We start from the raw sequence: 25,262 nt of genomic DNA, 5'->3' as shown, positions 1-25,262 counted from the left end.
TTCTTCGCCTTGCTGGTATGCCGCACGGATTTGTTCGTCAGTAGGTAATGGGGACGGTGTCATTGTCTACAGTATGCCTGATGAATGTATGCTTTGCAATACAAGAGTCGTCCAAGTTTGGTTATGCCTGAGCAGTTACGATGATTTTTCGTTTATGCAATGACGGATATTTTCGGCATAAACTCCAATGACCCCTCCACCAGCGTCAAAATCTCCACTTCCAGCAACAGGAAATAATTTTCCGTTACCAGGATCTGATTTATAAATTGAGAAAGTGAATTCCGAATTTACCGAAATTTCGCAAGGAAATTTAGAGATTCTCGAGTCAAGAAATTTCTGTAACGCCAAGCGCATATCTTTTTTTGCTTGGCGAATTTCTGATTTGAGCGGGCGTCTGTAATCGACAAAAACCCAATATGATTTTCCAGTGTACAAATGATTGAACGATTTCAATACTTCTTCAAATGCGTCATCTAAAGGATAAGATAGATTCTCTAACCCTTCAGGCTTTCCACCTTCAAAGAAATGTTGATTCAATCTTCTGACCTCTACAGCTATAGTTGAACCCACAAGAATATCAGGCGGGTCTTTATGCTTTGGCACAGGAACCACATCTTCGCCAAGCAAACTTTTCAAGTATTCAAGCGTGATCTGTTCTTCACGATTCATAAATTATGCAATGGGCAAGCCAACGGTTGGCGTTAGCGGCGGACAAGGAGCGGGTGTAGATAAAAGCCTGGGAGCGAAAAAAACTCAAAGCCAGAAAAAGGCTTATAAATCGCGCAGACTCCCCGCCGTCCGCTGCACGCATTGTTGGGCTGAAATTGCACGCTCTCATCACGTTTATTTCGACCTTTCCTGACCCTGTGTTAATCCCTAAAGAACACTTCCACGATTGGACTTGCATTTACCAAATCATCAAGTGAAGCCACCTGGTCGCGATACCATTTCGTTTCTGGAGCACTCATCAAAATTCTACGATCTTCTGGGTCAACAATTTCAACGGCTCTTGCGGGTAGTTCAACTTGGAGAGATTCTTTGAGACAAAATGTAAACTCGGGATTGGCTTTCAAGTTTGCTAACCAGTCCCGCCGCGAGCGAGGGCCTTTACCACCTTCTGCATCGGGTGTTCCGCAGATGATAATACGACCATTCACATTGGTAAACCAGATTTCAATTTTTCTGGGAAATCCTGACTTTGCGCCAACGGTGATGATATCAATCGTTCGATCTTTCCGCAGAGCCTCTTTGATTTCTTCATTCATAGCTGGGTTAGGCATCCTTTTGGGTGTATGAAACTCGATCACAGGTTTTCAGCCCAACGGGGCGGCTGCATCCGCTTGTTCGACGGCGCGCAGCGCCGAGAACAGCGGATGGAAGTCCGCCGCCCCGTGCGAGCGGCGCGAAGCGTCCGCTCGCACTATGTCTTATGCGGACAAATTTCGGTATAAGAATCCCCTGGGGGTGTTATACGGAATTTTTTCTGCCTACCCGCCTATGTGCGAATTATATAACAACTCCCAAGAAAAGCAATTGTTATGAACCAATTCGATGCGATCAAGCCGGTTTCACATACGCCACATATCCAGTAAACAAAACCTCGCGCGGAGCATCCCCGAAAATTGCCGCAATCGTGCGACTGCACCAATCGCGAATTTCGTTTTCCGGTACGCCGCGCGCAATTGCGCGCTCCACATTCGTTTCACTGAGAACGTATCGCCCGTACGCGTCCGTGCTCATAGGCAACGCGATCTCAAATTCGTGGTACGCGTCGAGTCGCAGACCGCATCGCGCGAAATCCATCGCGCGCACATCGAGCGCATAACCGGGTTGGAAAGGATAACGACGTTCAAACTCGGCGAACCACTTGTCCAGCGCATCGTCATCGCGAAAACGCCTACCTGCGGAAAAATCGTAAATGATGAGCGTGCCAGTCGGCGTGAGAATGCGTACCGCGTCTGGCAAAAAGCGACCCAGGTCGGCGTAGTTCAACGAGCCAGCCGCGGTGATGAGGTCGAACGCGCGATTGGCGAACGGCAGACTTTCCGCAAATGCAACTGCAAATTGCGCGTTTGGAGCTACCGCGCGGCAATACGTCAGCATCGTGTAGATTGGCTCGATGCCAACCACGACATCCGCGAGCGGCACAAGCGCATCGGTCGAGCGACCCGCGCCGCATCCGACATCGAGCGCGCGCACACTGCGGCGTTGACTTTGATGATCGGCGATCATTGCGATGACGCGCGGATGCACCGGCGGTCGCGCGAACGCGTAGCCATCGGCGAGACGCGTACTTTCGTAAACGCTTCTTGATGCAGTCATGTGTTCCTTTCGCTTGCTGGGCTGGGTAGAGTATAGGGTGCTTGCACCTTGGCGTCAATACCTCGAATCTTTGACATCTCTCACTCCACGCGTTATAATCTTTTTGAGACTAGTCGCGATGCGAGTCGCGCACGGTTGCTCGTCTCACCGCGCCTGGGGTTGGGTGCAGACGGGCGTTATTATTTTTATCTGGAGGTGGGAGATGGCTGGACGACAAAAAGTGACGCTCGGTTCGCTGTACGACAAGATGCGCCAGGGTACGCCGATCACCATGATCACTTGCTACGATTATCCGATGGCAGACCTGGTCGAGAAAGCCGGCGTGGACATGGTGCTCGTCGGCGATTCGTTAGGCATGACGATCCTGGGTTACGATTCGACCTTGCCCGTGACCCAGGATGTGATGATGCCGCACGTGCAAGCGGTACGGCGCGGCACGCCGAATGCGTGGCTCATCGGCGATATGCCGTACATGACGTACCAGCCGTCCGTCGAGACCGCGATTCGCTGCGCCGGTCGTTTCATGGCAGAAGCCGCGTGTGACGGCGTGAAGCTCGAAGGCGGTATCGAGATGGCGGATCGCGTCGCGGGCATTGTCAAGTCTGGAATTCCGTGCATGGGACACCTGGGATTGACGCCGCAAAGCGTGTCCGCGCTCGGCGGGTACAAAGTGCAAGGCAAAGGCGCGACGCAGGCGAAGAAGATTATTGACGATGCCAAGGCACTCGAAGACGCCGGGTGCTATTCGATTTTGCTCGAAATGGTTCCCGACCGCGTGTGCGAGATCATCACGAAACGCGCGGGCATCCCGATCATCAGTCTCGGTTCGGGAATAAACGCGCACGGACAGTTGCTCATCTTCCACGATATGTTCGGATTGTACCCCAAGTTCAAACCCAGGATGGCAAAAGTGTTTGGCGATGCGGGTAAAGTGATCGGCGATGGGTTGAAGCAGTACGTCGCCGAGGTCACGTCGAAACAATTTCCGCAGTCCGAAAACTGGTTCGGCATCAAGGATGAAGAGTACGCCGAGTTATTGAAGATGCTAGAAAAGTAAAACGTAATCTGTGATGCGTAACAAAAATCGCCGACCACTGATGGCGATGATGCAAGGGTGGTCGGCGGTCAGAGCCAGTCCTGAGCACTGGCGAAGGATGATCGTCGTTTTCAAAGGAGAAACGAATGGACAGTAAATTGCGCAGCAAACTCAAAATCCCCGCGAGAAATCTCGCCGCGCTCAACGGTCTTCTGCTCGATCCGAAAAGCAAGCTTGTCAACGATGTGCTCGCGGTGATCGCCAAGCACGGCACGATTGACGCGATCAATCACAAATCGGCGGAGGCGCGCCAACTGCCGAACTTGATGAAGCGCTTGCGCGCGATGAATTCGCCGTACGTGCCCGATCTCGAATGGCTGATCGAACAGCGCGACGCCGGCGCGTTCGTCAGCGTCGCCGATTATCGGCGCAAGGTGTTGGGCGATGCCGCCGCGACGATAAAGTTCAAAAAGTCATACGCGGTCACACTCGAGATCAGCGCGTTCCAGTACTTTCCCTGGATCATCGCGGAAGCGCAACATGCCATCGAGAAAAAAGGGTTGATGCCAGGACGATTCATTCGCGTGCGGTACATGAAAGAGTCCGAATCGGATCAGGGCGATTTGCTCGCGGGGATGGCGGCGATGCAAATCCTGGGTTCGTCGTACGTGGACACGCTCGATACGAAAGGCACCGATGGCTCGAATGTGCATCTCGGCGGCGCGGACACGATTGCCGGCTATTTCGGCGGCATCGGCGAGCCGAACGAGTACGCGCTCAAATGGCTCGACGAGTTTCTGTACTATTACACCAACTATGGCATCTACCAGGTTTTGAACATCAACGCCGGCACGATTCTCATTGGTTATTTGATCCATCGCCTCGGCATCAACAACGAGTTCAAGATTTCCGTGTTCGTCGGCAACGACAATCCGTACTTTATCGCGTGGACGTTGATGATGGCGAAACTGTTCGCGCGACCCAATGGCACAACGCCGCTCATCGGTTTCAACTTGAGCAACTCGGTGAACAATTGCACGATTGAGGCGGCGGCGGACATTCGCAAAAAATTTGGATTCGAGAATGTCGTTCGCATCGAGCATCACATTACCGAAACGTACAAGAGCATCGTGCGCCAGCCGTATGACCGCCGCGCGGAATTGATGGAACTCGCCGGCAAGGTCAAGAACATTTCCGCGAAACACGAGGGCGGCGATCCAGAGGTCGAAGCGACGCGCGCGCATCCATCGAACTTGCTCGAGTACTTTATTCCGAAAGCGGATGTCGAAGCCAAGGGGTTGATGCCGACATTGTTGCAGAATTACATGGACAAGCACGCGGCGCTAAATCACACGGCAGAGGAATTGACCAAGCACGGGCACGCGTTTATCGCGGCGAAGAATTTGCACAAGTAGCGAATGGCGGATGGCAAATAGCAAATGGCGAATGGCGGAGTCAACTTCGACTCCGCCATTCGGTTTAATAGTATCATCACCTTCGCCAAAATTATAAATTCATCCGCGAATAACGCGAACCCTGGCACTTGCGTTCCCGCCAGGGCAAGTGTAACGCGAATGAATTTAAAATTTAGCGGAGATTCGCGTTATTCGCGGATAAAAAAACGAGTGAAAACGATTTGGCGAAGGTATTGTAGTATATGACGTTATTCAGAATAAGAATTTGCCCACGAAGCGCACGAAAAATTCTTGAAAATTTCTTGACCTTGGTGTTCTTCGGGGGAGAAAAATTATTTCAGATAATGTCTACAGTTGTCCGGTTTCGCTCCACATGGCGAGGCGCGCGCGATAATCTGGGTCGTCGTAGCGCGCGGGCGCGAACGCGCGCGCATAGTCCGGTAGTGGGTTACCCAAGACGCAATTGGCGAGCAACTCGCCGGACGCGCACGCCGCCATCACGCCGAATCCAGATAACGCGCCGATGACGAATGCGCCGCGCACCGGCAACGCGCCAATCAGTGGACGGTTCTCGCGCGTTTTGGTGTAATAACCGCCATCTATCCACGGCTTGGGCGGATGATCAAAGTAATTCGCGAGTCCTGGCAAGAGCGCCGCCATGCCGCGCAAAACGATTTGCGGATACATCTCGTCGAACGGCGGCGGGAAATTTTCCGGAAGGGGCGGCGTGTGGTACGCCCACAGCATCAACGCGATGCGACTCGATGCGCCGCCTTCGGGACGCACGTGCGCGCCAGCCGGAAACTCGTCGAGCAGTCCGCGCGTTTCGGGTGATTCGCCGAGCAGCGCGCGCTCTTCGTCGGTGAATGGCAAATGTTGTGGGTCGCTCCAAATCAGCAAAGGCGCATCGCGCGGCACGATGCCCAGTTCGTCGCTGAAACTCATTTTTTGATGCAGTTCCGAAAAGACCGGTAATTCAACTCCGAGCATCTGCGCGACGTGTTTGAGGAATGGTCCCGCCGCCATGACGAACGTATCGCACGCGAGCGATGTGCCGTCGCTCAAGCGCACGCCGCTCACTGCGCCGCCATGCGTCTCGACCGATTCGACGCGCGCGGAGATAAAACGCACGCCGCGTGCGCAGGCTTGCTCGAACAAGTACATGCCCAGTTGTTGCGCGCTCAACCAGCCGCATCGCCGCGCGTGCAGAACGGCGACGACGCGCTCGGACAGGTACGGAAAATATTGGCGAATCAATCCTGGGTCGAGAATCAAATCCGCACCGTCAAGCGTACTTTCAAATCCGTGTGGCGATGCCGGTTGATACAACTCCCTCCCTTGTAAAGCGGGGGAGGGTCTGTGTTCGCGCAACGCGCCCGCGCCGTACTCCGCGGCTTGGATGCCCGCGCGGCGAAACTCGACGACACGTGCGGGATCGGCGGTGACGTAGAGATAGCCGCGCCGATTGAGATGGAAAACATTGTCGCTCGCGCGCGCGAGATCGTCCATCAACGCGATACTTCGATTCATCAATTGCACCATCGCGTTGTCGGGACCGCTCCACCAATTGCGATAACATTCGGTTGATTTGTCGCTCGTGAGCGAGAGCGGCGCGCGTTCGTCAATCAACACAATATCGCGCGCGCCGAGTTGCGTTAGAAAATACGCGGCGCTGATCCCTGCGATACCCGCGCCGCAAATGATAATTGACGGGTTCATTGCCAGACACGTTCCCTCAGTTCCCTCATTTCCTTCCTGCCCTGGGATTTACGGCTCCTCTCCCGTCTTCATCGGCAACTCCGAGCGACTCCAATCGCTCCACGAACCTTCGTAGAGGCGCGGGTTGGCATACCCGGCGAGCGTCAACGCGAACACGGCTTGGCTCGCATTGATGCCGCTTCCGCAGTACGCCGCGATTGTTTCTGCTTGATTCGCACCGAGCGCGTCGTAGCGCGCGCGTAACTCGGCTGGGTCGCGAAAACGGAAATCGTCCGGCGCGCGCAAGTTCCCGGCAAGCGGCACGTTCTTCGCCCCAGGCACGTGTCCCGCGCGCGGATCGAGCGGTTCGGTTTTGCCGGTGTAGCGCTCGTTGAGGCGCACATCCAGCACCAAGCCGCGCGGATCGTTTGCCAGCGCGCGTACCTGCTCGCGATTCACCATCATGTCCGGGCGTGGACGCGGCACAAAATTCGCGCGCGCGATTTGCGGTACGTCTGTCGTGAGAGGACGATTTTCTGTGCGCCATTGCGCGATGCCGCCGTCGAGCAGCGATACGTCGTCGTGACCGAAATAGCGCAACAACCACCACAAGCGCGCTGAGACTGCGCCACCGCGATCATCGTAGCAAATGACGTGCGTGCCCGCGCCGATGCCCGCACGCACCATCGCGTTTGCGAACTGGGTCGCGGTCGGCAGCGGATGGCGTCCCGGTCCTTGCAAAGGCGGTGACGAAAGATCGGTGTCTACGTCAACGAACACCGCGCCGGGGATGTGACCTTTCGCGTACTCGCCGCGCCCGGTGATGTCTTTTTCGAAAAGGTACCAACGCACATCGGCGATGCGAATGCTGGGATCATGCAAATGCTCGGCGAGCCAGGTCGTGGAAACGAGCAGGGGTGTGGTCATCGAAATCGCTCCAGATAGAATCAATCTGTTTGATAATGCTGAAGGGGCGAGATGACCTCGCCCCTTCGAAATCGTTCATCGAGTCCCAGGTCAACGCGCGCTCAACGATTCGCGTCCCCACAAATTACCGTCCGGGATGGCGGGATTGATGACGCGCCTGGGACTCGCGCCGTCGGCGCGCATCACAAAGATCGCCCAGCCGGTGCCGTTTTGGTCGGAACGCCAAAAAATAAAATTGCCATCGCGCGACCAGGTGGGTTGACCATCGTTGCTTTTGCCGGTCGTCAATTGTTTGCGATTGCTGCCATCCGTGTTGACGCTGAACACATTGACCGTGCCATTGCCGCTATCGGCTTGATAAACGAGTTTATCGCCGGTCGGCGACCATTGCGGGCTTGCGCCATTGTCCGTCGTAATCATCGCGATGTTTTTGGTTCGCAGATCGTAGATGAACAGTCCGCAACCGCGTGACGTGTTCTGGCAACCGGCATACGCGATGCGATTGCCGTCAGGCGCAAAGTCGGGACTAAAGCCCGTCGTGATTTCCGTGTCGTTAGAGCCGTCGGCGTTCATCACATGAATTTCGCCGCCGACTTTGAACTTGCCTTGAAAGTACACGATGCGTTTGCCGTCCGGCGACCACTGCGGATTGTATGCCTCGGTCGTGGTGAGGCGACGCACGCCGGAGCCGTCGCTGTTCGCCGTGTAGATGCCCGGTTCTTTCAAGGTAGCATACGCGATCCTGGTTCCATCCGGCGACAGCGAGGGCCACATCGCCGCGTCCAGGATTTTGTGCGCGTTGCTGCCGTCCGTGTCGGCGACCCAAATCGCTTTTTGATCCGGCGCTTCGCCGGTTGATACGCTGTACGCGATCTTGCCGCGTAGTGTTTCGGGTGCGACGGTGGTCGGTACGCGCGTCGGTACGGGCGTCGCGGTCGGCACGACAATCGCGACGCGCGTCGGCGTGGCGATCAAGGGTGCGGTCGTCGGCGTGGCTGGAAAGCGCGTCGTCAGGACGATCGCGATGGGCGGAGTGGGGGTCGGTTTACTGCCGAGCGAAAAAACGCCGAACGCCAGTACGCCGCAGAGCGCCAGCGCAATCAATCCGCCGATGACGGCGACGAACCAGGGTCGGCGATTGGTCGGTGCGTCGGATTCTGGCGCGGGCTTGGGCGTGGACGCAGGTTTGGTGAGCGACATCGGCGCGGGCTTTGGCTCATCCGCGAATGGGAGGACAATCGGAATCGCGTCCATATCCATTTGCGGACCGCGCACCGCGTTCTCCATCGCGCGCACCAGTTCGCGCACGCCGTTGTAGCGTTTCGCCGGATCTTTTTCCAGGCACTTGAGGAGAACTTGCTCGACCGGAATCGAGATGCTGGGATTGAGCGCGCGCGGCGGCGCTGGCGCGTCGTTGATCTGCGCCATGATCGTCGCGTATGGCGTATCGCCCATAAACGGTGCGCGCCCGGTGAACATTTCGTACAGCACGATGCCGAGCGAGTAGACATCGGTGCGTTGATCCACCTGCTCGCTGCGCGCTTGCTCGGGCGAGAGATACTGCGGCGAGCCGATGAGCATATCCTGCGACATCGTGGACTCGCCGCTACGTTCGATGCGTGCGAGACCGAAATCGGTGAGAAAGACATTGCCGTCCTTGTCAATCATAATGTTCGACGGCTTGACATCGCGATGGAGTACGCCGCGCGCGTGCGCGTAATGCAACGCGTCGCCGACGGGGCGCAGAATGTTAAGGATTTCGTTCGGCGTGAGGTGGCGTTCGAGCAACACATCCTTGAGCGTTTTGCCTTCGATGAATTGCATCACGAGAAACGGAATGCCCTCGGAGGTGATGAGGTCGTGCACCTGTACGATATTCGGGTGCGTGAGGTTGGCGACGACGGTCGCCTCGCGCGTCAGACGCGCGACGAACGATTGATCATTTTTGAGCGTGGGGTGAATGACTTTGAGCGCTACGTGCCGATCGAGGTTGGTTTGGTACGCCTTGAAGATCGTTGCCATCCCGCCTTGCCCGAGGTACTCTACGATTTTGAATTGCCCAACATGTTCGCCGACGACAAATCCCATTCCGATTTTCTCCGCGTGGTGTTGTCCCATTATACTCAGAACATACCGAACGCACAATTATACATCAAGCCCATTCCAAAAAAGCAAGGCGGATTCATCGCGTATCCGCCTTGACATGTTCGCAAAATGCAACGGCAGACGCATAAACGCGTCTGCCGTGGTGTGCGTTACGGCATGGTAACGAGTTGAAAAGTGACTCGATAGTTTACGTGTCGCTTCAAGGGCATAATCATGCCCATCGCTTTGTCGCTGGGGTATTGATCTTCGATGTTAAAGCCATAGCCGTCGCCATACATCGGATAGTTATAGTTGCAATCGCACATATCGGCGGCGGGCTTTTCATCGGGATATTCTGATAGACCACCCACGCTCGTGAGATGCGCTTTTTTACCATCCACGCGTTTGCCATCTTCGCCGAGCACTTTGACATAGATGGTGTGATCGCTGCCGGACTCGTCAATATTTTCGAACTTAAGACTGATCACGCGCCAGAATTTCTGTCCGCGCTGAACACCTTGCGCCTCTTCTACCTTGACGCCCTCGAGATGCGGCAACACTTGCGGTCCATTGCCCAGACGCGGATCAATGTAACGCGGGGCAAGGGGCGGCGCGGCGGGCGCGGCGGGCGCGGCGGCGACCGGCGCGGGGACCGGTGTCGGCGGGACGCGCGTTGCGACGACACGCGTCGGGGTCGGGCGCGGTGTGCTTGTTGGTTTCGGAGTTGGGGTGGGACGCGGCGTGTCGGTCGGAATGGCGAACGCGATTTTCAAACGATTGATCGGATCCGGTTCGTTCTGCGCGGACGCGTTCGTTGTTCCACTGTTGCCGTTTTGCGCGTTTGAAATCTGCAATCCGCCGACAGTCGAACTGACGGCGCTGATCGTCGTGAACGGCAGTGCGATCAACGCGAGCCACATCACCAACGCGCCCAGCGTCAACGCGCGCATTTTCGCGCCGAATGACAAACCGTTGAGCCACTCGCCGGCTTCGGCAAAGAAACCGCGACGCGGTTGCGCCGGCGCGTAGGTCTTCGGCGCGGCGGGTTGTAGCTTGGATGAGACCGGTTGAGTTTTGGCTTGCGCCGCGTGGACGTGCTGGAACGGGAGATGCAACCCAGGTTTCGGCGGTCGCGGCGCGCGATTCGTCGCGCTAGGTGCGGCAGGCGCGCGACTTGTTGCCGGCACGAGTGCGCCGGATTTCTGGAACGGGAGATGAAACGGAGGTTTGGGCGGTCGCGGCGCGCGATTGACCGGTTGCGCTGGCGCGCTTGCCGACGCGGTCGCGCCGGGCAAAATCGCATTTGGCGCGATGGGCGGCACGATGGACGCGCGCGAAATCGGACGCGCACCGGACGGCGGTCGTTGGATGCGCCCGACCGGCGGACGCGGCGGCGGCATCGCGCCGGGTGGACGCGTAGTCGGCGGACGCGTGTGCGACGCGGGCGCGCCTTGCGCGTGCGACAACCGATCGGCGATCAAACGCGTGACGGTCATCGCAAGCGACGGATACTGTTCCATCAGCGCGACGAAATCGCCTTTGCTGATCGTCCACACTTCAACTTCTTCGAGCGCCTGCGCGGTGTACTCGTAACCCAGGTTTTGCACGATGGCTTGTTCGCTGAACGAATCGCCGGCGTCGAGCAAGTCCACCGTAACCGGTTCGCCGTTCGGACCGACGCCGATGCGTTTGACTTCGCCGCGCTCGATCATGTACAGCGTGTGCGCTGGTTGTCCGCCAAAGCAAATGATCTCGCCGGGACGAAAACGCAAGCCGCGCACTTTTTTCGCGATCGCGTTCAACTCGGCATTCGTCAAATTCGAAAAGAGCGCGATGCGGCGCAAGTGCCGAATCACGAAATCATTCTCGCGTGAGGCGAGGCGGTCGGTGATCGCGCGGCTCAACGAAACGCTGATTTCCGGAAAGCGCACCATCACGTCGTCAAAGTCGCCTTTGTAGAGTACCCACACGGTCGTGTCGGTCGCGGCGCGAGCGCATTCCGCGCGCGTGCGTCCGGTGAGGAGCGCCATTTCGCCGAAGAAACTGCCGGCGCGAATGCGCTCGAGCAATTGCGCGTCGGAGAACGCGGTCTCCATCAACTTGACTTCGCCGGCTTCGATGATGTACATCGCGTCGCCCGGTGTGCCTTCGGTGTAAATCGCTTCTTCCGCCGGAAAATGACGCAAGACCAGGCGCGCGGCAATCGCGGTGAGCGCGTCGTTCGGCACATCGTGAAACAGATCGAGTGCGCGCATACGTTGCACCGCGTCGGCTTGATCGTTCGTGCTCAACGATTCGGCGAGCGCGCGACTGAACGCAAGTTTGATCGCGGGACGTTCGTTGATCAGGTATTGATAATTTTCGCGCGCGAGCACCCAAACGTTCACCGGCGTCACGGCGCGCGCCGTCGAAGTGTACGGCTTGCCGGTGATGAGCGAGGTCAGACCGAAAATCTGTCCTTCGTTCAAATCGTCGAACGACGTGCCGTCGGACGATTCGGTGATGAGTCGCACCTGTCCTTCTTCGATAATGAACGCGGCTTCGCCATCCATCCCATCTTCGATCAGCGTATCGCCGCGCGCGAACGTGCCAAAGCCAAGACTCTGCGCGATCAAACGCAGATCTTCTTCCGACAACGCGCTGAGGAGTTCGATGTTACGCAAGCGATGTTGAACGAGGTATTGTTCGAGGAATGGAATGTGGACGCCCAAACCCGCGCCGAGCTTTAACCCGATGCCAGGATGTTCGCTGATCAATTCTTCAATGTCCGCGCGCGCGAGCACGAGCAGCTCGGTATTCGCCGCGGCGTGCGCGGTCGCGGAGTACGGACGTTCGAGCAAGCAATCTACTTCGCCGAGCAAACTGCCCGCGCCCAGGTTGGCGAGCGTCGCGGTCTTGGAACCACTGGAAAGTTTGACCAAGCCCGCATGCACGACATAGAGCGCGTCGCTGGGATAACCCTCGGCAAAAATCAATTCGCCACTGGCAACGGTGCGTCGGCGCAAACGCGCGATCAAAGGTTGGCGTTCGTCATCCGACAAGTTCTGAAAGAGTGGTACTTGGTCAATAGGTTGTGGAATCACTCAGGATTTCCTCCGGGACAAAGTTCATTTCTGTGACTGCTCACCCTTGCGAAGTTTTGAAGGCGTGCTTACTTGGAAAAGGGATTGGCAACTTTTGCAAGGGTGGGCTGAGTAGTCGTTCATTTCTGCTGAAAAACAATCTTCCATCCGCGCGGCGTTGCGCCGCGATCATTGCGGCAGTTCGCCGGCGGTGCGCCGATCAGCAAATCGGTCGCCGCTTCGCTCGGCGCGTTGAGAATCGTCACGGCGTACTTGCCGGGTTCGACCTGCACATCCGCGTAACCGAGTCCGCGTTCGGGCTTGAGTCCCGTGTAGACGATTTCTTCGCCGTTTGCCGAACGGACTGCAATCGCCATGTTCGGCAAGTCGCGGCCGGTTTGATCGCGCACGATCAGACGAAGAAACGCGGCGTCGGGTTCTTCCGTACAAGTCAGTTTGGTGTGTTCCTTCAATACAAAGGTCGCGATGGCTTGGGTTGGCAGCGCAATGGGATCGGACGATGTACGCGCGCCGGGCGCGGGACGTTGTGCGGTGTAGGGCAGACGATAGCCCAGCGCTTGACCCAAATGGATCAACGAATCTTGAATTGCCGAGTTGCCCAGAGATTGTTTTTCCTGTGCGATGAGATCCAAGAATGTTCGTGCGGGGTCGCTCAGTTCGAGTTGTTCCAGGCGTCGTCTAGCCAGCGGCAGATCGCCGGACAACTCGTACGAGGCGCTGATCATGCGGACATAATCGTTTTTGATGGATTGGCGCAAGCTCGCGGGGCTGGTATTCCAAAAGGGAACCGGGACGCCCAGCCACGCAATCGCCAAACCGATCGCCATGCCCAAGACCGCGCTCGTTACCGTGGCTCCAATCACCGACACGAGCGAAACATCTTTGGTGTTTCGGGAGATTCGTTTTGCTCCGTTTGTTTCCTCGCGCTCAAGGCGCACGCGTTCCGCCGGGTCTGTGCGACGGCGGAGTTGATGAAAGCACTGGAGAGGATAAAACGCCGATGGAAGAATGAAAATTTGTCGAGCGGGATGCTCGCGCAAGTAATGGATGTTTCATCACCGGCGAATGTGGCTTTAATCTCGAATCATGATATAATAAAAATGTGAGTGCCGAAGGAGGGAATCGAACCCACAAGAGCGTAAGCTCACACGATTTTGAGTCGTGCGCGTCTGCCAGTTCCGCCACTTCGGCTTGACGATAGCAAGTATATTGGAAAAACGTTGTTAAGTCAAATTATCTCAACTTCGCTATGGACGAAAAAACGCTGATTTTTGCGGCACAAAAAGGGGATGTGCCGTCATTCAACCAACTTGTCCGCGCGTATCAGGCGTTGGCGTACCGCACCGCGTATCGCGTAGTTGGCGATACCGCCGCGGCGGAAGATGCGACGCAAAACGCGTTCATTTCCGCGTTCAAACATCTGCGCGATTTTCGCGGCGGCTCGTTCAAAGCGTGGTTGTTACGCATCGTGACGAACGCGTGCTACGATCAACTGCGCGCCAAGCAACGCCGTCCAACCGCCTCGCTCGACGCGTTGTTGGTTGATCCGGACAATCCCGCGCCGGGCGTGGATCGCGCTGCGCCGGAAACACCTCAGGAATTTGCCGAACGTCAAGAACTCGGCGCGCTGATTCAACGCGGCATCGCGACTTTGCCGCCGGATCAGCGCGCGACGTTGGTGTTGGTGGATATCGAAGGATTCGATTATGACGAAGCCGCGACCGCGACGAATACGAACGTCGGCACGGTGAAATCGCGGCTTAGTCGCGCGCGTGCGCACGTGCGCGATTTTCTGTTGAACCAGCAGGAACTTTTGCCCGCGCGTTATCGTCTGAATAGTGAGCGAGTGTGAAATATGTTTGGCGATAGTAACGATAAAGTGCATGCGTGGGTCGAAGATCGTCTATCCGCGTACGTGGATGGGCAACTCGACTCTACCACGCGCGCGCAAATTGAAACGCATCTGCGCGGGTGCGCGGGTTGCCGCACGAGTCTCGACGCGTTGCGGTGGACGATGTCGCTCGTCAAGCAAGCGCCCGCGCCCAAGTTGCGGCGTTCGTTTGTGTTACCCGTGCCGGTTCAGCGCGCGCCGTCATTCGGTTTTGTCGCACTGCGTTTCGCGACGGTCGCTGCGACGGTGTTGTTGTTCGCGCTCATCGCGACTGATCTGTTGATGCAATCTTCCGGTACGTCTGCACCGGCGCCGGCGGCATTGATGCGCGCGCCAGCGCAAGAACAAGCCGCGCCGACCTCGCTCGCATTTGCGCCGACGCAAGCACCTGCACCAACCAAAGCGCCGGCAGCGACGCGCGCGCCGGAGCCGACCAGACCTGCCGCACCCGCGCCCGCCGCGTTGCCGACCTCTGCGCCGAAACCAACATCTGCGCCGGCGGCGACTGCCGCCGCGTTGCCGACGACCGCGCGGGCTGGGAATGCGTTCGAAGGCACGCGCGCGGCGACACCAGCGCCGCCAGCGAGTCTTGGCAACGTAACTGAAACCATGACACCCGCGACGGACGCGACCAGCAAAGTCGCGCAACCGGCAGTCGCGCCGCGTGATGCCACATCGCCAACTGCCGCGCCATCGCCAACGGTTGTGCCATCGCCGACCGCCACGCTCGCGCCGACCGCGACTCCTCTGCCTACGCGCGTCGCGATCATCCCGCCGACGATTGCGATTGCGCCCGAACCAATATCTGCGCCGCGACAAAACTTGTTCACGCCGCTGCGCGTCGCGCAATTCGTCGTCTTGTTCGCGGCAGTGTTTCTCGCCGCGTTGACCTTGATGTTGTGGCGACGACGATAAAGCGCGCGCGAATCGCGCCAAGCACACAAGAAAAAGATGAGGCGAGCCATCACTGGCTCGCCTCTGGTTTTTGCTGATGAATTTATTTTATTTGGCGATGTAGATGAACAGCGTGCTGACACTCGCGTCCGGTTTGGTCATTTCACTTGCGATGCCCATCGCCTTGATCGGTTTGACCCAGGGTTGAACCTCGGTCTCGTAACTCGTGCGCGCGCGTCCGGTCAGTGTGCTGGCGTAAACGGATTCCGCACTGCTCACATTGACGTAGAACACACTACTATTCTTTTTACCGACGCCAGTTTGCACCGAAGTGTACGTCGCGTCTTTGGTCAGCGCGTTGCTCGACGCGCCGACCGCGGCATCGAGCGCGTCGAGCGGACCACCGATCACGAGAAATCCGCCGGTGAATCCATATCCCGCCGCGGGCGCGTTTGGATCGCTCGGCGAACCCAGCTTGGCGGTCTTGAACGTGACGCCCTTGATGTTTTGATCTTTCATCGGCGGCATCCCTTGCTTGGCGAGCGCGTCCACGATCTTGTCCAACTTGGCGGTCATTCCACTTTGGTCTTTGGCTTCGACGAACAAAAGGAAACCCAGTCCTGGCGCGCCAGACGTCACCGGTTTTGCCGGCGTCATGGCAATCGCAAAATCGCCGGTCATCCAATCGAAAACGTCTGTATTGATATCAATGCCAGTCTGCTTTTTTACCATATCGAAAGAATCTTGCATTTGCTTGCGCGAGGTCGCATCCATGACACTGAGCGAACAGTCCCACAGACTCTTCCAATCGTGCGCCGCCACCACGCCTAGCGTATTCGCGGGCAGCGCGTTGAGCGCCTTGGTCGGCGTGGTCTGTTGTTTCGCCAGGTTGCGCGAGCATTCCGGCAATTTTGCCATGTCGAATGTAATAGCCGTGTCCAGATTGACGCCGTTCTCGACGAACGCCAGCGACCCGGCGACGGCTTGATACGCGTCCAGTTGTGTCAGGATCTGCGGCTGAATCCCAGGTTGCGATTTGAGGTACGTCGCCGCGAGCGGCGCGAAATCGGCGTAAAATGTCGCGGTACGACTCGTCGGCAAATTCGCCAGCGCGTTTTTGTATTTCGCGCTGTTCGCGAGCGCGGTTGTCGCGCCGCCGGTTTGCGCGTCAATCGCCGCGCGCATCGCATCGGTGGTCGTGCTCACCAGGACATGGTTCGCGACCAGCGCGACCGTTGCGTCTTTGTAGATTTTCAGATTATTATTCTTGTACGTTTCGGTGCGCGCAGTTTGATCTTTCGGGACGCACTTTTGGATCGCGGCAGTCGCTTTCGCCTGATCGCGCACGCCCATCGCGACGACGAAATTCGGCGGCGCGCTCGTCGTCGCGCGACTGGAAGTCGTACTCGGCGCGAGGTTGGTCAGGTCGGTGAAGAAGAACGCGAGGTCGGGACCCCACCACGGCGCGATGTCCGCGTCGAAATCACAACTGAACGCGTCGCGAAATTGTTTTTTGAAATCGTCCGTGTTTTGTTTCGCGCGCGGCGATTGCTCGAATGCGCTCCACACCTTTTGAAAATTCACGGCTTGCTGAAAATCCACATCGAGCGACGCAAAGATCGGCGCGTTTACCGGCGCGAACGACGCGGCTTGCGCCTTGGGTCCCAAGCCGGCGAGCGCGAGTAGCGTATCCGTCCCGACGACCATCACCACCGCGACCCAAATACCGACACAGACCAGGAGTAGCACGGCGAGCACACTACAACCGATCAACAGCGTTTTGTTGCCGCCGGATTCCGGCGACGCTTGCGGAGCCATTCCTTGCATTTCATCCTCCGAGTTGGGCAGTGGGGCAAATTTCTAATTTGCCAGATGGCAAGTTGGAAACTTGCCTTACGTTTGAATGCGTACAGATTTCAACCACAATGCGGGAACCAGCGCGATAGCCGAGATCGTAGCGGCAATGAGAAAAATTTCGTTCATCACGGTCGCGGAAATGTTGACGACAAATTCGGCGGTCAGCGCGCCGAGCGGCGCGGCGCGCGAGAGTTCGTCAAAGCGATGCACACCCCAGGTCGTCAACACCGAGATCGCGATCGTCATGCCAACCAGTCGCAAGATCAACACAATCGCGGACGCGGTGCCGCGATGGTGTTCCGCGACGGTGTTGATCACCGCGGTGGCAATCGGCGAGATGACGATGCCGAGTCCGACGCCGCACACGACCAGGTCGCGCGCTTGGGTCACGTTGTCGAGCGACGCGTTCCAACGACTGAGCAATCCCAAGCCCAGCGTCGTGACGACCAAGCCGAGCAGAACCGGTACGCGAAAACTCCACCGCGCGGTGAGCGCGCCGCCGACGAATGCCGCGAGCATCATCGAGGTGGTGAGCATCGCGAGAATCACGCCGCTGTGCCAATCGGCTTGCGCGGGCGTCATGCGCCGCGCGAGCAACATCACCGTGTTGACGAACAACGGCACGTCCACGACTGCCGCGATCAACACACCGCCGACGAGCAGATTCACCGCGCACGCCGCGCGAAACGTCGCGTCGTTGAACATCGCGAGATCAATCAGCGGACTCGCCGCGCGGCGTTCGCGCCAAACAAATCCCAGGATCGCGACGAGACCGAGCGCGAAGAATGCCGGCGCGTACGGCGATAAACCTCCGCTGCTCGATGCGCTTGCGGCAGCGAACGCGGATTCCGAATTCGATTCGCCCGTGAGCGCGAGACTGAGCGAGGCGAGCGCGATGCACAACAACGTTGCGCCGGCGTAATCCATTCGCGCGTGTGTTGTCGCGTGATCGAGATCGCGCAACGCGATGAACGCAAGCACGCCCGCGACGATGCCGAGTGGAAGGTTGATCCAAAACACCCAACGCCACTCGAACTGGGTGACCATCCACGCGCCGTAGAGCGGTCCCGCAACCCAGCCGGCGGTGTCCACCGCGCCGATGATGCCAAGCGCGACCGCGCGTTTCTCTGGCGGCAACACATCGCCCACGATTGCCATCGCGACCGGGACGAGTGCGCCCGCGCCCAGGGCTTGCACAACGCGTCCCGCAATCATCGTCTCAAGCGAATTGGACAGCGCGACGATCACGGAGCCGACGACGAACAACGCGAGCGATGCGGTGTACACGCGGCGTCTGCCGTACAGATCGGAGAGGCGACCCATGACCGGCATCGTCAAGGTGTACGCGAGCAAATAGCCGGTGACGATCCACGCGGCTTGATTCAGTCCGCTCGGAAACGGAATTTCGAAATCGAAAATGACTTGGCGCAAAATCGTCGAAACGACGGTGAGATCGAGCGCGCCGAGAAACACCGCGAACGCGACGAGTGCAAGTGTGAATGTTGGGTGAAGTGAGCGGGTGTTCATTGGATAATGGTGTGGAGTAAACAAGGAAACAGGGAAACAGGTCAAGTTCCCTCATTTCCCTTGATTCCCGGTTTCCGTGTCTACTTGCTTCCGATCTCCGGCTGATTGATTTCGACCGGCACATCGAACTTGGTCAGGTCAATCAACCATTGCGTCGGCGGGACGGGTGTGCCTGGCGAGGGCGTCGCGTTCGGCAAGATTTCCGTCAGACGAATGCGGCGCAACGGCGCATCGTTCGCGCCGATCCACAACTCGACCTGGATCGTGCCGTCGCCGATGAGCCAACCCGTGATCGGCGCGACCGCCGTACCGGCAATGTCGCCGCGTAAACGATGATAACGTTGGTTCTCGATATGTTCGTCCGCGAGTGCGGTGAGGTTTTGCGCTTGGGTCATCAACGCGCCGAGACCGGTGCTCGACTGAAACAAAATCGCGGGATTAAAACCCCACTCGGTTGGAATTTTTTCCCACTTGCCGTTGAGCGGATTCGTCGCGAATTGGTGTTCGCCGATGCCGATCGCGTTGATGAGGACGTACGCGCCCGGCAACGCGGCTTTGACGCTTGCGCGCATTCGGTCAGGGCGTACTACGTCGCCTTCGACGCGGCGCAACGCCAGCGTGTGCGCGCGGTCGAGGTACGTCGGATCGCCGCTAAACTCGATGCTAAAGTGGAGCGATTGAATCGCGGAGAATTTTTGCGCGGCTTGATTGACCAGGTCGCGCGGAGGCGGTGCGGGAGGCGTCGCGAGAGAGCACGCGGCAAGCCACGCGGCAGTCGCGATGAGGAGAAACCGGAGAGCTCGGCGCGTACTGGAATTTGGCTTCATAGGTATCTGGGATGATTGTAACATTCCGCGCGTGCCGTGTCAATGGATTGAATAATCCTATTTGGTTATGGATGGATTTTTTCGTGCTTTTCTAACATGCGAATGAATTGCTGAATCTGTTTGGCGCGGGTCTCGGCTTTTTTGGCGGTCTCAAGTCGAAAGAGAATCGCGTAGCGGTTCGCGCGGTCGAGCGTTTCGAAAAAAGATTTTGCATTAGAGTGCTCGTCCAACTCGGACTGAAAATCGTTCGGGATCGTTGCATTGCGCGATGAACTGTACGCCGCATCCCATCGTCCATCTTGCTTTGCCGCTTGTATGGCTTTTAGCCCGGCAGGTTTCATCCGTCCGCTCTGGATGAGCATGTCGGCTTTTTCGCGATTGATCTTGGACCAAATACTTTTCGCACCGCGCGGCGTAAATTTTTGAAGCCATGCGGATTCATCGAATCCTTTTTTCTGACCATCAATCCAGCCGTAGCATAACGCGACTTGAAGCGCTTCAGCGTAAGTGATCGAAACTAGCTCAGAGTTTTTCTTTGCCAGCTTCATCCAGATGCCGGACGACGCGACATGATTTTTGTCGAGCCAGGTCGTCCAATCTTTTTCTCGTTTGAATAAAATGATCGGAATGTCGTTCACGCAAGACGCTCAACTTCACTGTCCAGTTTTGAACTGTAATGTCACATCGCTCGGTGTAATGTTGATGCCGACCAGCCGCATCCCGGTGCCCTGCAATGCGCGTTGCAGTTGCCGATTGATTTGCTCTTCCGCTTGGGCGCGAATCTTTTCGACTTGTTGCGACACGACGACTTGCACGATGCTCGCGCCGCTGACCTGCGTGTCTTGCACGGTCAACACGATGCGATTGTTTTGTACGGCGACGCGCAGCGTGATCGTCGCGTTCAACGTGACCGCGGCGCCGAGATCGCTGACGACGACTGCGCGGCACAGATTGGGCGCGCTGAACGTGAGGGTCATTTGGCGCGCGAGACCGCTCGAACGCGCGATGGGTTGAATTTGTGCGTTGATGTACGCAGTACTCGTCGTCACCGAAACATCCGGTTGTCCCGGCAACGGTTGCGGTACCACGACGTTCTCAGCGGCGCGGCTGGCGAACAACGCATTTACGCCAAACGCGAGCACCGTGCCGATGATGATGCCGAGTACCAAGCCCGCGCAACCAATCGCAAGCGATTTCATTTCTCGTTACTCGTCACTCGTCACTGGCTCACATCGTCTCTGGCGCGCGCACGCCTATTAAGCTCAACGTGCGCGCGAGTGTGCTCTTGGCGGCGGCGACGAGTTTCAAACGCGCGCGGCTGATCGCGGCGTCGCCGGGTTCGGACGACAGGACGCGGCACTGCTTGTAGAACGCGTGAAAGATGCCGGCGAGTTCAATCGCGTAATGCGGTAGATGATGCGGTTCGAGTTTCGTCGCCGCGAGTTCGACAATTTCAGGCAAGCGCAACAGTTCGCGAATCAAATCGAGTTCGGCGGGATGCGTGAGCAGCGCCACGTCGCCGTCTGCGCTCGTGATGCCAACTTCGTTCGCTTTGGCGAGAATGCTGGCGATGCGCGCGTGCGCGTACTGCACATAGTACACCGGATTTTCGTCCGATTGTTTTTTCGCCAGTTCGAGATCGAAGTCCATCGTCGTGTTCGCGGATTGCGAGATCAGCATAAAGCGCACTGCATCCGCGCCAACTTCGTCAATCAGCTCGTCCATCGTGACATACTCGCCAGCGCGCTTGCTCATCTTGACCAACTCGCTGCCGCGTTTCAGGTTGACGAACTGATGAATCAGGATGATGACTCGCGCGGGATCGAGTCCCAGCGCGCGCGCGACAGCAAGTACGCGCGGCACGTCGCCGTGATGATCCGCGCCCCAGATGTAAATCGCGCGATCAAATTTCCGGACGACCAACTTGTTCCACACGTACGCGACATCGGACGCCAGGTACGTCGGTCGCTCGTCCGGCTCCGCGATCACTTGCGGCGAGCGGATCAACACCGCGTCCTTGTCTTCGCCCAACTCTTGCGCGGCGAACCAAATCGCGCCATCCTTTTCGACGGTCAAGCCCTTGTCTTTCAAGACCTGAAACACTTGCGAGAACAATCCGCCTTCGTGCAGCGACCGCTCGGAAAACCAATTGTCAAAGCGCACGCCCATCCGCGCGAGTGTCTTGGCGTAATCGCTCAACACGGTGGCGATGCCCATGCGCCCGAGTTCACGAAGGGCTTGATCGCGCGGCATTCGCAAAAATCGTTCGCCCTGTTCCTGCGCGATCTGTTCTCCCATTTCGATCACATACGCGCCTTGATACCCTTTTTCCGGAAATGGCTCGTCACGACCGAGCGTCTGCGCGTATCGCGCGAAAACACTCGCACCAAAGAGTCGCACCTGGGTGCCGTTATCGTTGATGTAGAATTCGCGTTGAACATCGTGACCCGATGCTTGTAATATATTTGCCAGCGTGTCGCCAATCGCGCCGTTCCGTCCTCCGCCGATGTGCAACGGTCCGGTTGGATTCGCGCTGACGTACTCAACCTGGACGTGTTCAGGTTTTGCGGTGGGCACATCGCCAAAGCGCGCGCCTTGCGCGAGAATTTCTTCGACTTGGCGCGTGAGCCACGCATCGTTGAGCGTGATGTTTACAAAGCCAGGCGCGGTTGCTTCCACTTTTGCAATCGTGTCGTCGTTCGGAAAATGTGCGGCGATGGTTTGCGCGATTTGTAGCGGCGCGCGTTTCGCTTCGCGCGCGAGTTTTAACGCCAGCGCGGTCGAATAGTCGCCCCACTCTTTGCGTTGCGCGCGTTCGACAAACGTGTCAGGCATCGCGAACGCGGGGAGCGCCCCGGCGTTTTGCGCGGAGAGGATCGCGTGTTTAACCAGTTCGGCGAGATGATTTTTGATGAGCATGGTTGTGATTCTTTCTATAATCATTTTTGGGCGACCAACTGAGAAACGCGTAAATCGGATACAACTGCTCGACGCGTTTCAAAATCTCGGTCGCGATGTCGTCGGGATGCAGTCGTTTGTCATTAGGCGCATACGTGATGCCGAGGCGCAACTCGTGCCCGCCCGGTTTATACTTGTCCATCGTCGAGTTCAACATGCCCACGTTGACCAGGCGACTGGCTTTGGCGCGCAAAATTTCTTGATACCCTGGATAGCCGTCGTCGGGACGCACGAATTGCGTGAGACGCAAGGTGTGTTCGCCGCCCAGTTCGGCGAGCAGCGCGCGAAAATGACCGCGCTGGGTCGCGTTCTCTTCGAGACGACTTTTCAAATTCTGTCCGTCCACCCACGCTTTTTCGCTGATGAGCAGTTCAATCGCAAAGCCGCTCTTGTCAACGCGAGCCGCGAGCATCGCGTTCGCGTAAAAGTGTCCAAAGTCTTCGATCAGTTGTTTCTTCATCAACTTGATCGTCGTTTCGGGCTTGGAGTACCGCAACGTCATAAACTCGACGCGCGGGGTGGCGGGCGAAATGCGTGATGCGCTGATGAGCCACTGCGGCATCCAGTGTGGGTGCAGGTCCCATTTCTGTTTGCGAATTTCCGGATAAATGCTCTTGTGTAGCGTAACGAGTTTTTCGCGCACGCGTTCGCGCTCGCCGTCGTATTCGGGATTGGTGGTAATGCCGCTTTCGAACAAGGCATAGTCGGCGGGTGAAAAGAAAGTTGGGTTGGTCATCGGAGATTCATTTCGAGTGTCAAAGATCGCATTGAATTTGTTCTGCTTTGTAACCTGTAATTGGAACTGTGTCAAGTAGTGCGATATTTAACGCGGACAAACACAGCGCGCGGTTTCCGCCGGTTCGCAGTGAACGTTGACCTGAATGGATCGAATCGCGATGTCTGCCGGCATCGCGACTGGATCGAGCCGCAGACGCGTGACGCGATGGTCGAGCCACAGCATCCCGCTCTTCGCCATGTCCACGCGATAGGTGTGCCACGCGCCATCGGCTTGCCCAATGAACGATTGCTTGAGCACGGGCGAGAAATCGGGTTGGTCGGCGGTGAGCCAGTAGACCTCGCCCGCAAACGTCGGTTGCGCCGCGCGGACGCGCAGCGTGATCTCGATGTCGCCCAGCGCGAGACTGGGAATGTCGAACACGGGACTGCCCATATACGGATCATCGCCGGTTGCGCGCGTGATGAGCGCGCCATCGCGATTCGCCAATTCGTCCAAATCGTTCCAGGCGACCCACCCTTGCGAATCGCGCGAAAAATCCCAGGTCAGCGCGGGACGCGAGAAATCGGCGCACTGTTTGCGCGATGCGAGCGTCGCGATCAAGTCGGCGCGTTCGGCGACGCGGCGATGGTCCACTTGAAAGAAAAAGGTGCGGTCGAGGTCGTCGAGCCAAATCGGAAACCGGGATGATTTTGAAATTTGTAGCGATGGATCGTCGTAAACAATCGTGAGCGCTTCCCAGAATCCCGCGCCAAAAACCGGCGCGCCTTCGGTCGTTGCATCGGGCACGCCGGCAAAAACGAGGCGCGCCTCGGGCGGCATCGTCGGATGCGACTCGGTGACGCGTTGCAGAATCGCCTGGGTTACCTGGCTCGCGCGGACATACGCTTGGTTGCGCGCCCAGAGCGAATTGCTGTACAGCAGAATCACCGCGCCGACGCCCGCCAGTCCGGCAATCCGCGCGACCCAGGTTTTGTGCTGCACGAATGACGCCAAGACGATTGCTCCGACCAGCGCCACGCCAAACGATGGAATGTAGAACGAGCGATCATTCACGCCGCCAACTGTTGTGGTGAATAATGTGATTGGAATCCACAGCAAACCGAAAATGATTTCGGCGCGCCAACGATAAGCGAGCAACAAACACGCGACGCATCCCAGGGCGACCCAGCGCAGGTCGCCCAAGGATTCGGCGAGCGGATCGAAAACGCGCGCGAGATTCGCGTCAACGTAGTACGCCCATCCCTCCGGCGCGAGCGTCAGCCCGCGATAACCGTGCCCGAAAAAAATCAATCGTCCAGCCGCCACGACCCAGAACGGAATGTGCTCGATCACGATGCGTCGCAAGTCCGTTCGATGTTGACGCCAATAAATTGCATCGTAGGCGAATACGATGGCGGGAAACGTCAACGCGGTTTCGCGCGAGGATAGCGCGAGTGCGAACGCGATCAACGCGATCAAGTAAAAACGCCACGCCAGTTTCCGGCGATATAAAATGAAAAAAGAAATGGCGAGAAGAAAATAGATGCCGCACCACACGTCATAGTTCGCGGCGAGCCAGGATACGGCTTCGGCATGAACCGGCATACTCGCGAAGATGAGCGCGCCGATGCCAGCGGTCACGCGTTGGCGCGTGAGCAAATAGATCAAGATGAAAACGAGCAGAGATACGATCCAGTGGCTCAACACACTGACCGCATGGTAACCGAATGGTTCCAGCCCAAACGCGATAAAGTTGAGCAACCAATACACGTGGCTCATCGGACGAAAGACGCTATAGTTGACGATGCCGCCGATGAACCATTCCTCCCACTGTAGTCCGTTCAACATCGCCGCGCGGTTGAAATGCAAGAATCGAAGAAAACTAAAATCGTCGGCATTAAAGTACGCGGCGAACACTGGGCTGTACAGAATGATGATGATCAAACCTGCGCCCCAGCCGAATCCACGCGCCAGGTTTGCTTGAAATTTGTTGGGATGATTTGCTTGAGATGTTTGGTTCATCG

20 protein-coding genes and 1 tRNA gene are annotated in these 25,262 nt (G+C 57.4%); 4 read left to right on the top strand and 17 right to left on the bottom strand.

Features of this window, described 5'->3' with window-relative positions; genetic code table 11:
• Nucleotides 1-135: 135 nt before the first annotated feature.
• The 3 genes from HY868_10805 to HY868_10795 form a co-directional block, all read right to left on the bottom strand.
• A complete protein-coding gene (locus HY868_10805) occupies nucleotides 136-669 on the bottom strand; it encodes a hypothetical protein (protein ID MBI5302617.1) in 534 nt (177 codons plus the stop codon).
• A gap of 200 nt (nucleotides 670-869) precedes the next feature.
• Nucleotides 870-1,265 (bottom strand): nitroreductase family deazaflavin-dependent oxidoreductase, encoded by a 396-nt coding sequence (locus HY868_10800; GenBank protein ID MBI5302616.1) that lies wholly within the window; start codon nucleotides 1,263-1,265, stop codon nucleotides 870-872.
• A gap of 292 nt (nucleotides 1,266-1,557) precedes the next feature.
• A complete protein-coding gene (locus HY868_10795; protein MBI5302615.1) occupies nucleotides 1,558-2,322 on the bottom strand; it encodes a methyltransferase domain-containing protein in 765 nt (254 codons plus the stop codon).
• Nucleotides 2,323-2,524: 202 nt separating this feature from the next.
• Here HY868_10795 and panB point away from each other — a divergent pair, with 202 nt between their 5' ends.
• Together panB and HY868_10785 are read left to right on the top strand one after the other, a co-directional pair.
• Nucleotides 2,525-3,379 carry a 3-methyl-2-oxobutanoate hydroxymethyltransferase gene (panB, locus tag HY868_10790; protein MBI5302614.1) on the top strand — a complete coding sequence of 285 codons (855 nt, stop codon included), beginning with the start codon at nucleotides 2,525-2,527 and terminating at the stop codon, nucleotides 3,377-3,379.
• Between the two features lie 125 nt (nucleotides 3,380-3,504).
• Nucleotides 3,505-4,773: a hypothetical protein gene (locus HY868_10785; protein MBI5302613.1), complete on the top strand. Its 1,269-nt coding sequence runs from the start codon at nucleotides 3,505-3,507 to the stop codon at nucleotides 4,771-4,773.
• 348 nt (nucleotides 4,774-5,121) lie between these two features.
• Here HY868_10785 and HY868_10780 read toward each other — a convergent pair whose 3' ends face one another.
• The 6 genes from HY868_10780 to HY868_10755 all read right to left on the bottom strand — a co-directional run bounded on the left by HY868_10780 (nucleotide 5,122) and on the right by HY868_10755 (nucleotide 13,757).
• Nucleotides 5,122-6,492: an FAD-binding oxidoreductase gene (locus HY868_10780; protein MBI5302612.1), complete on the bottom strand. Its 1,371-nt coding sequence runs from the start codon at nucleotides 6,490-6,492 to the stop codon at nucleotides 5,122-5,124.
• 48 nt (nucleotides 6,493-6,540) lie between these two features.
• Nucleotides 6,541-7,398: a sulfurtransferase gene (locus HY868_10775; protein ID MBI5302611.1), complete on the bottom strand. Its 858-nt coding sequence runs from the start codon at nucleotides 7,396-7,398 to the stop codon at nucleotides 6,541-6,543.
• A gap of 90 nt (nucleotides 7,399-7,488) precedes the next feature.
• Nucleotides 7,489-9,516 (bottom strand): protein kinase, encoded by a 2,028-nt coding sequence (locus HY868_10770; protein ID MBI5302610.1) that lies wholly within the window; start codon nucleotides 9,514-9,516, stop codon nucleotides 7,489-7,491.
• Nucleotides 9,517-9,653: 137 nt separating this feature from the next.
• Nucleotides 9,654-12,566: a cyclic nucleotide-binding domain-containing protein gene (locus HY868_10765; GenBank protein ID MBI5302609.1), complete on the bottom strand. Its 2,913-nt coding sequence runs from the start codon at nucleotides 12,564-12,566 to the stop codon at nucleotides 9,654-9,656.
• A 119-nt stretch (nucleotides 12,567-12,685) separates the two neighbouring features.
• Nucleotides 12,686-13,435: a hypothetical protein gene (locus HY868_10760; GenBank protein ID MBI5302608.1), complete on the bottom strand. Its 750-nt coding sequence runs from the start codon at nucleotides 13,433-13,435 to the stop codon at nucleotides 12,686-12,688.
• A gap of 238 nt (nucleotides 13,436-13,673) precedes the next feature.
• Nucleotides 13,674-13,757 (bottom strand) — tRNA-Leu (locus HY868_10755).
• Nucleotides 13,758-13,815: 58 nt separating this feature from the next.
• Between HY868_10755 and HY868_10750 the strand changes: the two genes are divergently transcribed.
• Together HY868_10750 and HY868_10745 are read left to right on the top strand one after the other, a co-directional pair.
• Nucleotides 13,816-14,418: a sigma-70 family RNA polymerase sigma factor gene (locus HY868_10750; GenBank protein ID MBI5302607.1), complete on the top strand. Its 603-nt coding sequence runs from the start codon at nucleotides 13,816-13,818 to the stop codon at nucleotides 14,416-14,418.
• 3 nt (nucleotides 14,419-14,421) lie between these two features.
• Nucleotides 14,422-15,372, top strand: a complete 951-nt coding sequence (locus HY868_10745; protein MBI5302606.1) for a zf-HC2 domain-containing protein — start codon at nucleotides 14,422-14,424, stop codon at nucleotides 15,370-15,372.
• Between the two features lie 87 nt (nucleotides 15,373-15,459).
• Here HY868_10745 and HY868_10740 read toward each other — a convergent pair whose 3' ends face one another.
• The 8 genes from HY868_10740 to HY868_10705 form a co-directional block, all read right to left on the bottom strand.
• Complete coding sequence (locus tag HY868_10740; GenBank protein ID MBI5302605.1) at nucleotides 15,460-17,178, bottom strand: DUF3352 domain-containing protein; 1,719 nt, start codon at nucleotides 17,176-17,178, stop codon at nucleotides 15,460-15,462.
• A gap of 66 nt (nucleotides 17,179-17,244) precedes the next feature.
• Entirely contained in the window at nucleotides 17,245-18,735 is a 1,491-nt protein-coding gene (locus tag HY868_10735; GenBank protein ID MBI5302604.1) for an MFS transporter, read from the bottom strand.
• Nucleotides 18,736-18,815: 80 nt separating this feature from the next.
• Nucleotides 18,816-19,562, bottom strand: a complete 747-nt coding sequence (locus tag HY868_10730) for an LppX_LprAFG lipoprotein (protein MBI5302603.1) — start codon at nucleotides 19,560-19,562, stop codon at nucleotides 18,816-18,818.
• Between the two features lie 65 nt (nucleotides 19,563-19,627).
• Nucleotides 19,628-20,110: a YdeI/OmpD-associated family protein gene (locus HY868_10725; protein MBI5302602.1), complete on the bottom strand. Its 483-nt coding sequence runs from the start codon at nucleotides 20,108-20,110 to the stop codon at nucleotides 19,628-19,630.
• Between the two features lie 105 nt (nucleotides 20,111-20,215).
• Nucleotides 20,216-20,761 (bottom strand): hypothetical protein, encoded by a 546-nt coding sequence (locus HY868_10720; GenBank protein MBI5302601.1) that lies wholly within the window; start codon nucleotides 20,759-20,761, stop codon nucleotides 20,216-20,218.
• A gap of 28 nt (nucleotides 20,762-20,789) precedes the next feature.
• Nucleotides 20,790-22,481, bottom strand: coding sequence for an arginine--tRNA ligase (locus HY868_10715; protein ID MBI5302600.1), 1,692 nt, complete (start codon nucleotides 22,479-22,481; stop codon nucleotides 20,790-20,792).
• Nucleotides 22,447-23,256: a hypothetical protein gene (locus tag HY868_10710; GenBank protein MBI5302599.1), complete on the bottom strand. Its 810-nt coding sequence runs from the start codon at nucleotides 23,254-23,256 to the stop codon at nucleotides 22,447-22,449. Before HY868_10710 ends, HY868_10715 begins: the two co-directional genes overlap by 35 nt.
• A gap of 87 nt (nucleotides 23,257-23,343) precedes the next feature.
• Complete coding sequence (locus tag HY868_10705; protein MBI5302598.1) at nucleotides 23,344-25,260, bottom strand: hypothetical protein; 1,917 nt, start codon at nucleotides 25,258-25,260, stop codon at nucleotides 23,344-23,346.
• Nucleotides 25,261-25,262 lie beyond the last annotated feature (2 nt).

It is taken from the genome of Chloroflexota bacterium, assembly GCA_016219275.1.
Classification (GTDB): domain Bacteria; phylum Chloroflexota; class Anaerolineae; order UBA4142; family UBA4142; genus JACRBM01.
This window is presented reverse-complemented; position numbering and strand designations above follow the sequence as displayed.

Excerpts from the sequence above, each read along its gene's own strand:
- HY868_10805 (MBI5302617.1), bottom strand. The coding sequence starts at position 669 with ATGAATCGTGAAGAACAGATCACGCTTGAATACTTGAAAAGTTTGCTT.
- HY868_10800 (MBI5302616.1), bottom strand. The coding sequence starts at position 1,265 with ATGAATGAAGAAATCAAAGAGGCTCTGCGGAAAGATCGAACGATTGAT.
- HY868_10795 (MBI5302615.1), bottom strand. The coding sequence starts at position 2,322 with ATGACTGCATCAAGAAGCGTTTACGAAAGTACGCGTCTCGCCGATGGC.
- panB (MBI5302614.1), top strand. The coding sequence starts at position 2,525 with ATGGCTGGACGACAAAAAGTGACGCTCGGTTCGCTGTACGACAAGATG.
- HY868_10785 (MBI5302613.1), top strand. The coding sequence starts at position 3,505 with ATGGACAGTAAATTGCGCAGCAAACTCAAAATCCCCGCGAGAAATCTC.
- HY868_10780 (MBI5302612.1), bottom strand. The coding sequence starts at position 6,492 with ATGAACCCGTCAATTATCATTTGCGGCGCGGGTATCGCAGGGATCAGC.
- HY868_10775 (MBI5302611.1), bottom strand. The coding sequence starts at position 7,398 with ATGACCACACCCCTGCTCGTTTCCACGACCTGGCTCGCCGAGCATTTG.
- HY868_10770 (MBI5302610.1), bottom strand. The coding sequence starts at position 9,516 with ATGGGACAACACCACGCGGAGAAAATCGGAATGGGATTTGTCGTCGGC.
- HY868_10750 (MBI5302607.1), top strand. The coding sequence starts at position 13,816 with ATGGACGAAAAAACGCTGATTTTTGCGGCACAAAAAGGGGATGTGCCG.
- HY868_10745 (MBI5302606.1), top strand. The coding sequence starts at position 14,422 with ATGTTTGGCGATAGTAACGATAAAGTGCATGCGTGGGTCGAAGATCGT.
- HY868_10740 (MBI5302605.1), bottom strand. The coding sequence starts at position 17,178 with ATGCAAGGAATGGCTCCGCAAGCGTCGCCGGAATCCGGCGGCAACAAA.
- HY868_10735 (MBI5302604.1), bottom strand. The coding sequence starts at position 18,735 with ATGAACACCCGCTCACTTCACCCAACATTCACACTTGCACTCGTCGCG.
- HY868_10730 (MBI5302603.1), bottom strand. The coding sequence starts at position 19,562 with ATGAAGCCAAATTCCAGTACGCGCCGAGCTCTCCGGTTTCTCCTCATC.
- HY868_10725 (MBI5302602.1), bottom strand. The coding sequence starts at position 20,110 with ATGAAGCTGGCAAAGAAAAACTCTGAGCTAGTTTCGATCACTTACGCT.
- HY868_10720 (MBI5302601.1), bottom strand. The coding sequence starts at position 20,761 with ATGAAATCGCTTGCGATTGGTTGCGCGGGCTTGGTACTCGGCATCATC.
- HY868_10715 (MBI5302600.1), bottom strand. The coding sequence starts at position 22,481 with ATGCTCATCAAAAATCATCTCGCCGAACTGGTTAAACACGCGATCCTC.
- HY868_10710 (MBI5302599.1), bottom strand. The coding sequence starts at position 23,256 with ATGACCAACCCAACTTTCTTTTCACCCGCCGACTATGCCTTGTTCGAA.
- HY868_10705 (MBI5302598.1), bottom strand. The coding sequence starts at position 25,260 with ATGAACCAAACATCTCAAGCAAATCATCCCAACAAATTTCAAGCAAAC.